Genomic DNA, 14,043 nt, shown 5'->3' with positions numbered 1-14,043 from the left:
TCTCGACACTGCGCTCGACGGCGATGCCGACCAGTTGATCCGCGCCGACACCGGCCTCGATCAGTTTGTGCGCCAGTTGATTGGCCCGGGCATCCAGTTCGCCATAGGTCAGCACGTCTTCGCCGATGATCAGCGCGGTGGCCTGCGGCGTTTGCTGCGCTTGCAAGGCGAAAGCCTGCTGCACGCACTCGGCTTTCGCGGAGTGATCGGCAACGCGGAACCAGTCCCGCAACAGCACGCCATGTTCGGCACGTTCCAGCAACGGCAATTCGCCGACACGCTGGGTCGGTGCGGCCACGATGCCTTGCAACAGGTGCTGCCAGTGACGGGCAATGCGCTCGACGGTCTCAGGCTTGAACAAGTCAGTGGCGTAGGTCAGTTCAGCGGCGAAGCCGTCGTTGGACTCATAGGTGTTGAGGGTCAGGTCGAACTGCGCAGTGCGCCCTTCCCACTGCACATCCTCGACACTCAACTGCGGCAGTTGCACCGCGCCACGCCCCTGATCACGGCGGGTCTGGTGGTTGAACATCACCTGGAACACCGGGCTGTGGCTAAGGCTGCGTTCCGGTTGCAGCGCTTCGATCAATTGCTCGAACGGCAGATCCTGATGCGCCTGGGCGTCCATCGCCGCTTGCTTGACCTGCGCCAGCAATCGGTTGAACGGCAGTTGTCCGTTCACCTCGGCATTCAGGACTTGGGTGTTGACGAAGAAGCCGATCAGGCCCTCCGTCTCGACGCGGTTACGGTTGGCCGTCGGCACACCGACGCGAATTTGCGCCTGGCCGCTGTAGCGATGCAACAACGCCTGGAACGATGCCAGCAACACCATGAACAGGCTCGCGCCTTCGCGCTGGGCCAGTTGTTTGAGGGCATCACCGAGATCCGCCGGCAAGTCCAGTTCGAGCCGCGCACCGCGCAGGCTCTGCACCGCCGGACGGGGAAAATCGATCGGCAACTCCAGCACCGGCTGCTCGCCGCCCAGAGTCTTGACCCAATAAGCCAGTTGCCGCTCGCGCTCGCCCGCTTCCAGCCAGTGACGCTGCCAGATCGCGTAGTCGGCGTATTGCACTTCCAGCGCCGGCAACGTCAGCGACTGCCCGCTGGTGTCGGCGGCGTAATGCTGGATCAGTTCGTTGACCAGCACTTTGATCGACCAGCCATCGGAGATGATGTGGTGCTGGATCAGCACCAGCACGTGATCGTCTTGCGCCACCTTCAGCAGCGCTACACGCAGGAGCGGGCCCTGTTGCAGGTTGAACGGGCGCGCGGTTTCACTTTCGACAAAGGCCTTGATCGCAGCGTCCGTGCCAGCGGCGTCGAGGCCCTCCGGCAGCGGCGCCAACGTAATGCTCAGCGGCAGTTGCGGATGGATCACCTGACAGAAGGTTTCGCCCTGCTCGGCGAAAGTGGTGCGCAGACTTTCGTGACGCGCCGCCACGGCATTGAAGCTGCGTTCCAGCGCCGCCACATCCAGCCGCCCCTTGAGGCGCAGGGCGCTGGGGATGTGGTACGCGGTGCTGTGCGGGTCCATTTGCCACAGGAACAATTGCCGTTCCTGGGCGTACGACAGAGGAATCGCCGTAAACCCGGAACGCGTTTCCGGGATCGGCAGGTTGGCCGGAGAGACGCCCTCTTCGAGCATCTTTTCCAGGTACAGCTTACGTTTGTCCAGCGGCAGACTGATAAAGCGCTTGGCTACCCTCAAAGCAACACTCTTGTCCATCAGACTTCCTCCATATCGTCAAGCAGGGCTTCCAGCTTGCTCAGTTTCTGTTCGTTGATTGCCCCGCCTCCTGTATCGAGGTGAGCGACAAAGTCGCTCAGGACGGGGTGCTGGAATAACAGTTGCGGGGTCAGCGTCAGGCCCAGTTCCAGGGCAATGCGCGACACCACGTTGACCGCCAGCAGCGAGTGCCCGCCCAGTTCGAAGAAGTGATCGTTCAGGCCGATGCGTTGCACGTCGAGCACTTGCTGCCAGATCGCCGCGACCTGCTGCTCAAGCTCACTGTGCGGCGCGACATACGCGGCCTGCATCTGGCTGGCATCGACCGCTGGCAAGGCCTTGCGGTCGAGTTTGCCGTTGGGGGTCAGTGGCAACTGCTCAAGGAACAGCAGGTGCGCGGGAATCATGTAGTCAGGTAACGAAGACTTGAGGCCAGTCTTTAGTCCGTCGCGCAGGAGCCGCTGCGCTTCGCCGTCGTACAGATCCAGTGGCGGGGCGACCACATAGGCCACCAGTTGCGCGCCAGCCTCGCCTTCGACGGCCAGCACCGCCGCTTCGGTGACTGCCGGTTGAGCGAGCAATCGCGCCTCGATCTCGCCCAGTTCGATGCGGAATCCACGAATTTTCACCTGATGGTCGATGCGGCCCATGTACTCCAGTCGGCCGTCTTCGCGCTCGCGGATCAGGTCGCCGGTGCGGTACATGCGCTCACCGTTGTTGGCGAGCGGGTTGGGCACAAACCGCTCGGCGGTCATCGCCGCACGGCCCAGATAGCCGCGAGTGATGCCGGCACCAGACAGGTACAGCTCAGCCGAAACCCCTTGCGGGACAACGTGCAAATCGGCGTCGAGCAAGTGACTGGCGCTGTGGTCGAGGGCTCGACCAATGCGCGGCTGACCACCGGCACTGCGGCGAGTCCAGGTCGAATAGGTGGTGTCTTCCGACGGGCCGTACAGGTCGAAAACGTGCTCGACGGTCGACTGTTGATACAGCGCGTCGACCAGCCCTTGCTTGAGCGGTTCACCCGCCAGATTGATGATCCGCACGCTCGGAGGAATCTGCCCGGCGCGCTGCATTGCAGCAATGGCTGACGGCACAGTGTTGATCAGGCGCACCTGATCGCGGGCCGGCAGTTGCGGCAGCTCTAGGGCATTACGGGCGATGATCAGCGAGCCGCCATTGGCCAACGTGACAAACAGCTCCCACACCGACAGATCGAAGCACACCGACGTCGAAGCCAATACACCTTGAATGTCGTCGCGGCTGTAAACCTTGGCCGACCAGTCGATCAGCGCCATGACGTTGCGATGGGCAATCGCCACGCCTTTTGGCTTGCCGGTGGAGCCGGAGGTGTAGATCACGTAGGCGAGGTTGTCTGGTTGCACCTTAGTGAACGGCGCGTCAGTGGAATAACCACTCAACGACACCTGATCCATCAGCAACGTTTGGGTATCAACAGGCACGCTCAGGGTCGCGGCGACGGCTTGCTCAGTTAGCAACACCCGCGCACGGCTGTCTTCCAACATGTAAGCAACGCGATCCGCCGGGTAATCCGGGTCCAGCGGCACATAGGCGCCACCGGCCTTGAGCACCGCCAACAGGGCGATAAGCAGCTGCTCGGAACGCGGCATTGCCACGCCTACCCGCACTTCCGGGCCGACACCGAGTTCGATCAGCTTGTGCGCCAGACGATTGGCTTGCGCGTCCAGTTCGGCGTAAGTCAGTTGCGTGCTGCCGAAGGTCACTGCCAGCGCATCCGGGGTCGCCGTCACCTGACGAGCAATGCCGTGATGAATGCACAGGTCGGTGACGAAATCGCTGTCAACGTTCGGGGCGCTTTCGATCAGGTTCAGCTCGCCGAGTGCGCGTTCGCCTGCCTCGGTCATCTGGCTCAGCAGACGCTGCAAGTGCGCGCCCAACTGCGCCACGCTGGCGTCGGCAAAGCTGTCGCGCTGATAGCTGAAATGCACCGTCAGTTGCGCGCCCATGTTCACCAACAGGGTCAGCGGATAGTTGGTCTGCTCCTGATTGGCCACCGCGCCGAAACGCAAACCTTGCGGTGCGCCGCGCTCCAGCGCTTCGGCAATCGGGTAGTTCTCGAACACCATCAAACTGTCGAACAGCGCATCACCGCCCTGCCCGGCCCAGCGCTGAATATCCGCCAATGGCGTGTGTTCGAACTCGCGCGATGCCAGATTCTGCGCCTGCACCCCTTGCAGCCAACTGGCCAGACTCTGCTGTGCTTGCGGCGCGGCAACCACCGGCAAGGTGTTGATGAACAGACCGATCTGCGCTTCGGCCCCCGGCAGATCCGCCGGACGCCCGGCAACGGTGGCGCCGAACGCCACACAGTCTTTGCCGGTGTAACGCTGCAACAGCAACAGCCAGGCGGCTTGCACCACGGTGTTGACCGTGACTTTCGCGGCCCGGGCAAATTTACCCAGACGCTGAGTCAGATCCGCGTCCAGCACTTGGTAATGATCGCCATAACCGACGCTCGGCAAGCCGTCATGCGGCCGCGCGATGGCAGTGGCCAGACGCGTTGGTTCTTGCAGGTTGTTGAGCGTCGCCAGCCAGTAGGCTTCGGCCGCCGCATTGTCCTGACGCTGCAGCCAGCCGATGTAATCGCGATAGCGGCCCGCCGGACGCGCCACCGCTTCGCCGCGATAATGCTGCAACACTTCGCCGAGCAACTGCGCACTGCTCCAACCATCCATCAGGATGTGATGGTTGGTGTAGATCAGGTGATGACGATCCGTCGCGGTGCGCACCAGCACCAGTCGCAGCAGCGGCGCGCAGGTCAGGTCCAGACCCAGAGCGCGCTCCTCATCGGCGAGGGTTTGCAACGCTGCGTCCAGCCCGGTTTTGCCGTGCCAGTCGAGCACACTGAACGGCACTTCCACCTGACGCTGCACCACTTGCACCGGTTGCGGCAAGTCGCCCTGCCAGAAGAACCCGGTGCGCAAAATGTCATGGGCATCCACCACCGCTTGCCACGCGGCACGGAAACGTTGTGGATCGACGCCGTCGACGTCCAGGCGCATCTGGTTGATGTAGTCGCCGTTGCCGTGTTCGAGCAACGTATGGAACAGCATGCCCTGCTGCATCGGCGACAGAGGGTAGATGTCGTCGATGCTCTGCGGTTCGAGCACCAGCGCATCGAGTTGCGTCTGCGACAGTTGCGCCAGCGGGAAGTCCGAGGGCGTCACGCCACGGTTGACGCTGTCGCAGCAATGGCCGATCAACGCAGTCAATTCCTGCACGTAATCATCGGCCAGACGCTGAATGGTCGCGGCGTCGAACATCGCGCTGCTGTAGGTCCAGCTCAGGTCCAGTTCACCGCCAAAGACTTTGCCGTTCAGCGCCAGCGGGTTGCCCAGCGGGCCTTGCAGGTTGACTTCGGCGCCGCCGGATTCGCTGGTCGGTGCAAACAAAGCCTGGTCGGCGGCATCGAAGCTGCCGTCGAACTGTCCCAGATAGTTGAAGGTCAGGCGCGGTGCCGGCAGGGCTTGCAGGGTCTGGCGAGCAGGCTCATCGCCCAGGTGCGCCAGCGCGCCGAAGCCGATGCCTTTGTGCGGAATCGCCCGCAGTTGTTCCTTGATCTGCTTAAGCGATGCGCCCGGTTCCGCGACCGGCGACAGGCGCGCCGGGAACACACTGGTGAACCAGCCGACGGTACGCGTCAGGTCAACGCTGTCGAACAGGTCTTCGCGACCGTGGCCTTCGAGCAATACCAGCGCGTGGTCGGCACCGGTCCAGCGCACCATCACCCGCGCCAGCGCGGTCAGCAGCAGATCGTTGACCTGGGTGCGATAAGCCGCCGGAGCATCCTGCAACAGCTGACGAGTCAGGGTCTGATCCAGTTTGCTGCGAATGGTCTGCGCCTGATCGTGTTGCTGACCGCCGTTCGGACGGTCGAAAGGCAATGCCGCCGAAGCGCCTTGCAATTGTTGCTGCCAGAAGCCCAGTTCAGTCTGCAACGCAGGCGTCGCGGCGTAGTCCTGCAATGCAACCGCCCAGGCTTTGACCGCACTGGTCTTGGCCGGCAATTGCACGGCATTGCCGCTCGCTATCTGCCGATAAGCGTTTTGCAGGTCTTCAAACAGAATCCGCCACGACACGCCATCGACCACCAGGTGATGGACGATCAGCAGCAGGCGCTGACTGCCATCGGCAAGGTTCGCCAGCACCGCGCGAATCAGCGAGCCACCGCTCAATTGCAAGCTGCGTTGGGCCTTTTCACCCAGTGTCTCAAGGGCTGCGAGGTCAGCGACCTCGACTTGCCAGAGGATCGTTTCACCTGCTTGCGTGGCGATGTCGCGGTAGTTCGCTGTCCAGCCGTCAGCCTGCTCGACAAAGTCCAGACGCAGGCTGTCGTGATGCAGCACCAACGCATCCAGCGCTTGCTCAAGCACTTGGGCATCAAGGGTTTGAGTTGGCTTGAGCATCACCGACTGGTTCCAGTGATGACGGTCGGGAATCGCCTGAGCGAAGAACTCCTGATGAATCGGCAACAGCGCCGTGCTGCCGGTCACCGGCTGCTGATCGATCACTTGCTGCGCTTCGCCCGTCTGCGCGACAGCGGCCAGCGCCTGAATGGTCTGGTGCTGGAACAGGTCTTTGGGCGTAAAGCGAATGCCAGCCTGCCGCGCACGGCTGACCACTTGAATCGAAATGATCGAGTCGCCGCCCAGCTCAAAGAAGTTGTCGCTGATGCCGACCTGCTCAAGCTTGAGCACGTCTTGCCAGATCGCCGCCAGTTGTTGCTCCAGCGCGTTCTGCGGAGCGACATAGGTTTGCTGCAGTTGGCTGACATCCGGTTTCGGCAGGTTCTTGCGGTCGAGCTTGCCGTTCGGCGTCAGCGGCATGCGCTCCAGACGCAGCACGTACGCCGGCACCATATGGCCTGGCAAAGTGGCCTTGAGCTGCGCACGCAGGTCTTCGGTGAAGTCTGCACGACTTGAATCGCCCACCACATACGCCACCAGACGCTTGCCGCTGCCGGCGCTGCCTTCCTGGGCCACAACCACCGCTTCACGCACGCCGTCGAGCGCTTGCAGGGCGGCTTCGACTTCGCCGAGTTCAATGCGGAAACCACGGATCTTCACCTGATTGTCGATGCGATCCAGATAGTCGAACGTGCCATCGGCGCGCTGACGAACGAGGTCACCGGTGCGATAGAGCAAGCCGCCAGCACTGCTGAACGGATCAGCAACAAAACGCTCGGCGGTCAGCCCCGGACGATTCAGATAACCACGGGCCAGGCCCGTGCCACCCAGATACAGCTCACCGGCCATGCCCTGCGGCAGCAGGTTCAGATCGGCGTCGAGCACGTAGGCGCTGCGATCACCGATGCGGCTGCCGATAGGCGCGTAAGCGGCACCGCACGGCACCTCGCGACCGGCCTTCCAGATCAGCGGGGTGACCACGGTTTCGGTCGGGCCGTAACCGTTGATGATGTAGTCCGGATCGAGCGCACGTTTGACCCGCTCGAAACTGGCGTTCGGCACTGCGTCACCGCCGAAGCAGTAAATACGCACTTTGGGTGGATTGCCCACGCGCTCGGCGTGTTCAGCGAGTTGTTGCAGGTACACCGGCGGGAATGCGACCACGGTAACGCCATGCTCGATCATGGCGTTGTAGGTCTGCTCCGGTGTCCACAGCGTGTCGTCGCGGATCAGCAACGAGGCCCCGTGAGTCAGACTGGTCAGCCAGCGCTCATGGGCGCCGTCGAAGGCGAACGACATGAAGTGGAATTCGCAGTCGCTGTCGCGCATTTCGTAGCGCTGGCCGATGGCCTGGCAGTGCATCGCCAACGGGCCGTGGGCGACGCTGACGCCTTTCGGATTGCCGGTGGAACCGGAGGTGTAAATCACATACGCGAGGTTGTGCGGATCGAGTTGCACCAACGGTGCGGTGATCGGCCATTCGCGCAGGTCGAGACGATCCAGTTCCAGCAGCGGCACCGACTCTGCCACTGGCAATTGCGCCGACACCGACGAGTCGCTGATCAGCAGTGCCAGCCCCGAATCTTCGATCAGGTAGGCCAGACGTTCACGCGGATAACTGGTGTCCAGCGGCACGTAGGCGCCGCCCGCCTTAAGCACCGCCAGCAGCGCAACGATCACCGCCTCGCTGCGCGGCAGGGCCACCCCGACGCGGGTTTCCGGGCCGACGCCACGGGCGATCAGCGCGTGGGCCAATTGGTTGGCACGCTGATCGATTTCGCCATAGCTGAAGCGCTGACCGTTGAAGATCACCGCCGTGCGTTGCGGGTTTTCAGCGGCCAGCTCGGCAATACGCTGATGCACGCCGATGTCCACCGGGTAAGGCTGCGGGTGGTTTTCGGCTTGCTGGCGCGCCTGCTCGTCAGCGCTGGCCAGGGCGATTTCACCGAGGTTGCGTTCAGCCGACACGGCAAATTGCTCAAGCAATTGCAGCAGATGTGCACTGATGCCTTCGATCACGTCACTGGCGAACTGGCCACGGTCAAAGCTGTAATGCAACGCGAGTTGCTGCCCCAGTGTCACGGCAACGCTCAGCGCGTAATGCGTCTGCTCCAGGTTACCTACGTCACCGAACACCAGCCCCTGCCCGGCCTGACTCAGCGCCTGGGCAATCGGGTAGTTTTCAAACACCAGAATGTTGTCGAACAGCGCCTCGCCACCCTGCCCGGCCCAACGCTGAATGTCCGCCAGCGGCGTGTGTTCGAAGTCGCGCAGGCTGAGGTTCTGCGCCTGCACCGCTTGCAGCCAGTGGCCGACGGTTTGATCCGGACGCGGCGCGCCGATCACCGGCAAGGTATTGATGAACAGACCGACCTGTTGCTCGATACCCGGCAGCTCCGCCGGGCGCCCGGCCACGGTGGCACCGAACGCTACGGCTTCGTGACCGGTGTAGCGTTGCAGCAACAGCAGCCATGCGGCTTGCACCAAGGTGTTGACGGTGACTTTCTGTTGCCGTGCGAACGCTTCCAGCGCTTGTGTGCGAGACACGTCCAGCGTCAGGTAATGGTCGCCGTGACCGCTGAGGTTTTCCCCGCCGGTAGCGGCGCGGGCCAGTCGGGTCGGCTCTTGCAGCGCAGCGAGTTGCCCGCTCCAGAAGTCCTGACTGAGTTGACCGTCCTGACGTTGCAGCCAGGCAATGTAATCGCGATAGCGTCCGCCGCCAGTTACCGGCGTGCGACCGCTGTAACGCTGCAAGACTTCGCCGAGCAACTGCGAGTTGCTCCAGCCGTCCATCAGGATGTGGTGATGGGTGTAAATCAGGTGCCACTGCTCGGCGTCGGTCTGCACCAGCACCAGCCGTAGCAACGGTGCATGGGACAGGTCAAAACCTTGCTGACGCTCGGCGTCGGCCAACGCTGCGAGGGCCGCTGGCTGGTCGTCGCGGTTGCGCCAGTCCAGCGTGGTAAACGGCAACTGCACCTGCTTGTGCACGATCTGCAGCGGCTGTGTCAGCTCGCCCTGCCAGACGAAACCGCTGCGCAGAATGTCCTGCGCGTCGACGGTGGCCTGCCACGCCGCGCGGAAGCGCTCGGGATCAACGCCTTGCACATCGACGCGCAACTGATTGATGTATTCGCCCGCCGCCTGCTCGTAGAGGGTGTGGAACAGCAAACCCTGTTGCATCGGCGCCAGTGGATAAAGGTCATCGAGTTGCCCGGCCGACACCGGCAACGCATCGAGTTGCGCCTGAGTGACCTGCGCCAACGGGAAGTCCGACGGCGTCGCTTGCGCGGCTTGCAGCGTGCAGCAATGTTCGATCAGTGCGTGCAACTCGCTGGCGTATTGGTCCACCAGTTTCTGCACGGTCGCGCCGTCGAACATCTCGCGGCTGAAGCCCCAGCTCATCGACAGTTCGCCGCCATACACTTGGCTTTCAACGGTCAGCCAGTTGGCCAATGGCGCTGCCGGGTCCTGCGCGACACCGCTGGTTTCAGCGGACGGCACGAACAGCGCCGCGTCATCGAATTGGCGGTCGAACTGGCCGAGATAGTTGAAGGTAATGCGCGGCGGCGGCAGCGACTCAAGTTCGGTGCGTACCGACGGCGCCGCGAGATAACGCAGCACGCCATAGCCCAGACCTTTGTCCGGCACCGCGCGCAGTTGCTCCTTGATCGACTTGATCGAGCCGTCGAGATCGTCGGCAGCAGTCAGATTTACCGCAAACAGGCTGGTGAACCAGCCCACGGTGCGACTCAGGTCGACGTCATCGAACAAGTCTTCGCGGCCATGACCTTCGAGTTCGATCAGCGTGCCCGGTTGCTGGCTCCAGCGACTGATGGTTCGCGCCAGTGCGGTGAGCAGCAGATCGTTGACCTGCGTGCGATACGCTGCCGGCGCCTGTTGCAACAGTTGCCGGGTGCGCTCGGCGTCGAGGCGCCATTCGATTTTTTCACCATGCAGATTCTGCAAGCTGCCATCCGGGCGCTCGCAGGGCAGATCCTGGGCACCCTGATGCTGGGTTTTCCAATAGCTCAGTTGGTCTTCGAAGCGCGATGCTTGGCTTTCGAGGCGCGCCGTCCAGCTCTGGAAGGACGTGGTTTTTGCCGGCAACTGAATGCCGCCCCCCGCCGCCAGTTGTTCATAAGCCTGCTGCACATCTTCCAGCAGCACGCGCCAGGAAACCCCGTCCACCACCAGGTGATGAATGATCAGCGCCAGACGCTGACTGCCATCCGCCATGTTCACCAGCAACGCGCGCAGCAACGGGCCATTTTGCAGATCAAGACTGCGTTGGGCTTCATTGCACAAGGCATTCAACTGCTCGACAGACTCGGCGTCGCGCCGCCACAGGTCAGCGCTTTCAACCCGCGTGTCGTGACTTTGCTGCCAGCCTTCGGCGTTTTCGACAAAACGCAGGCGCAAGGCGTCGTGATGGTTGATGACATGCGCCAGCGCTGCATCGAGCCACTGCGCATTCAATGTTTCACGCGGGGTCAGCAGCAGCGACTGGTTCCAGTGCTCACGCACCGGCATCGCACGGCTGAAAAAGTGTTGCTGGATCGGCCCGAGTACGGCGCCGCCGATTACCGGCCCTTGATCCACCGAGGTCTGGTTGTCCAGCGTCGCGACCAACGCGAGGCTGCGCACGGTCTGGTATTGGAACAGATCACGCGGGCTGACGCGGATCCCGGCCTGCCGCGCCCGGCTGACCACTTGGATGGAGATGATCGAGTCGCCGCCCAGTTCGAAGAAGTTGTCTTCAAGGCCGACGCGCTCCAGACCCAGCACGTCTTCCCAGATCGCCGCGAGGGCTTTTTGCAGCGCATCCTGCGGTGCAACGAAGGCTTGTTGCGGTGCGGCGTCCGGTTGCGGCAGGGCTTTGCGATCCAGTTTGCCGTTGGCGGTGACCGGCAGTTTGTCCAGGGTCAGCAGGTAGGTCGGCACCATGAATTCCGGCAGACTGCCGAGCAGCCAGGCTTTGACGTCCTGCTGCCATTGCTCGTCTGGCTGGGCGGTTTCCAGCACCAGATAAGCCACCAGATGCTTGCCGCCCTGCACCAGCACCACCGCTTCGCGCACCAGCGGGTGCTGCATCAGGCGGGTTTCGATTTCACCGAGTTCGATGCGCAAGCCGCGTAACTTCACCTGATGGTCGAGACGGCCCAGGTACTCGATCACGCCGTCAGCGCGCTGACGCACACGGTCACCGGTGCGGTACAGGCGCGCGCCGTCATGGAACGGGCACGGCACAAAACGTTCGGCGGTCAGTGCCGGACGCTGGTGATAACTGCGCGCCAGTCCTGCCCCGCCCAGGTACAGTTCGCCGGCCACGCCACTGGGTACCGGCAACAGCTCGGCGTCGAGCACGTGGGTGCGCAGGTTGGCAATCGGTCGACCGATCGGCACGCTGTCGGCGCCTTCGTCGACGCAGGTCCAGTGGGTGACGTCGATGGCCGCTTCGGTCGGACCGTACAGGTTGTAGAGACCGGCGTTCGGCAGTTTGGCGAAGACTTGCAGTTGCGCATCCAGCGGCAACGCTTCACCGCTGCACACGATGCGCTTGAGCCCCGTGCACGTCTCGACGCCCGGTTCGTGAATGAACGCCTGCAACATCGACGGCACAAAGTGCAGCGTGCTGATGCCATAGCGGTTGATGGTGTCGATCAGTTGCAGCGGATCGCGGTGCGCACCCGGGGCGGCCACGACCAGACGCGCGCCGGTCAGCAGCGGCCAAAAGAACTCCCAGACCGACACGTCGAAACTGAACGGGGTTTTCTGCAACACCGAATCAGCGGCGTCCAGCCCGTAGGCTTCCTGCATCCAGCACAAGCGGTTGACCAGCGCCGCGTGGCTGTTGCCGGCGCCCTTGGGTTTGCCGGTGGAGCCGGAGGTGTAAATCACATACGCAAGATTCAACGGGTCGACGCTGACTTCGGAACGGCTTTCACTGTAGCCGTCGAGCAGGTCCGACTGATCCAGCGTAATCACCTGCACGCCGTCCGTCGGCAACGACGTCAGCAGCGCCGCTTGCGTCAGCAACAAGGTGATGCCGCTGTCCTCGATCATGTAGGCCAGACGTTCCTGCGGGTACTCCGGGTCCAGCGGCACATAGGCGCCACCGGCCTTGAGGATGGCCAGCAGGCCGACGACCATTTCCAGCGAGCGTTGGGCGCAGATGCCCACCAGACTGTCCGCCCGCACACCTTGCTCACGCAGCAGATGCGCCAGTTGATTGGCCCGGGCATCCAGCTCGGCGTAGCTCAAGGTCTGCTCACCGAACACCAGCGCTGGCGCGTCGGGCGTGCGCGCAACCTGTGCTTCGATCAATTGATGAATGGGCTGCTCGATTGGATAAGCCGCCGAAGTGTCGTTCCAGAGGTGCACCAGCGTGTGCTGCTCATCAGCCTCCAGCAGTGGCAACTCACCGACGCGCTGCGACTGATCGGCGACCATCGCTGTCAGCAAACGCAGCCAGTGGCGAGCCATGCGCTCGATGGTCGCGGCGTCGAACAGGTCGCTGGCGTAGGTCAGCGCGGCGTGCAGCTTGCCGCCCTTCTCGTAGGTGTCCAGGGTCAGGTCGAACTGGGTGGTGCGGCTCTGCCAGTCGAGACTGCTCAGCGCCAGACCCGAAGCGGTGCTCAGCGTGGCGACATCGGCGACTTGCGGCTGGTGGTTGTACATCACCTGGAACAGCGGCGTGTGGCTGAGGCTGCGTTCCAGTTTCAGCGCTTCGACCAGTTGCTCGAACGGCAGATCCTGATGGGCCTGGGCACCGAGGGCGGTTTCCTTGATCGCGCGCAACAGATAATCGACACGGGTCTGGCCGTCCAGTTGCGTGCGCAGCACCTGGGTGTTGACGAAGAAACCGATCAGGCCTTCGATTTCTCCACGGTTGCGGTTGGCAATCGGCACGCCGACGCGGATGTCGGTCTGGCCGGTATAGCGATGCAGCAGCGCATTGAACGCACCGAGCAAGAGCATGAACAACGTCACTTGATGCTGCTGCGCGGTGTTGCGCAGTTGCTCGGCCAACTGCGCGTCGACGGCAAATTCGTAGCGGGTGCCGCGATAGCTCGGCATCGCTGGACGTGAGTGATCCAGCGGCAATTCCAGCACCGGATGTTCGTCGCCCAGTTGTGCCTGCCAGTAATCGAGCTGGCGCGCCTGCTCGCCGGCCTCCAGCCAGCGACGCTGCCACAAGGCATAGTCGCTGTACTGAATCGGCAGCGGCGCCAGTTGCGGCTGCTGGCCGCCATCGAACGCGTCGTAGCAACGGATGAATTCATCGATCAGCACGTTCATCGACCAGCCATCGGAAACGATGTGGTGCAAGGTCAGCAGCAGCACATGCTCCTGTTCGGCCAGTTTGAGCAGCGTCACCCGCAACAGCGGCCCAACCGCCAGATCAAACGGCAACACCGATTGTTGTTCCGCTGCGCAGACGACCGCCTGCTCACGCTCGACGACCGGCAGACCAGAGAAATCCTCAACGTTGATGACCAGCGGTGCCGCCGCCGGCACCTGCAGCAGGCGGTCATCGGCCTGACGCTGAAACACCGTGCGCAGGGTTTCATGGCGCTCGACCAGGCTGGCAAAAGCATGCTCCAGTGCGCGACGGTTCAACTGCCCGCTCAGACGCACCGCGCCCGGCAGGTTGTAGGCACCGCTGTGCGGATCGAGTTGCCAGAGAAACCACATACGTCGTTGCGCGTAGGACAGCGCCTGACGATCCTCGGCCTCAATGCCGGCGGGAATCGGAAACCGGGCGAAATCAACGCCCTCCTTGTGCAGGGCCGCAAGGAACATCTGGCGCTTTTCCAGGGGCAACCCGATAAACCGGCGAGCGAGTTTCAAGGAGTCTTCTGCATTCAT

Annotated in this window: 2 protein-coding genes (1 of these 2 running past the window's edge); both read right to left on the bottom strand. The window is 62.8% G+C overall.

Annotation, left to right across the window (positions count from 1 at the left end; genetic code table 11):
- Positions 1 to 1,723, bottom strand: the start of a protein-coding gene (locus tag ACA074_RS09395) for a non-ribosomal peptide synthase/polyketide synthase (protein WP_497678840.1). Its footprint begins 13,268 nt before the window's first position; the window shows 1,723 of its 14,991 coding nt (coding positions 1–1,723); the start codon lies at positions 1,721 to 1,723; its stop codon lies off the left edge, out of view.
- Positions 1,723 to 14,043 carry a non-ribosomal peptide synthetase gene (locus ACA074_RS09390; RefSeq protein ID WP_497678839.1) on the bottom strand — a complete coding sequence of 4,107 codons (12,321 nt, stop codon included), beginning with the start codon at positions 14,041 to 14,043 and terminating at the stop codon, positions 1,723 to 1,725. The genes ACA074_RS09395 and ACA074_RS09390 overlap by 1 nt, the downstream gene beginning before the upstream one ends.

It is taken from the genome of Pseudomonas sp. LBUM1655, from assembly GCF_059716085.1.
The sequence above is the reverse complement of the archived record's forward strand: the minus strand, read 5'-3'. Positions and strand labels throughout refer to the sequence as shown.

Coding starts and splice junctions, on each gene's coding strand:
- ACA074_RS09390 (WP_497678839.1), bottom strand. CDS start 14,043: ATGAATGCAGAAGACTCCTTGAAACTCGCTCGCCGGTTTATCGGGTTG.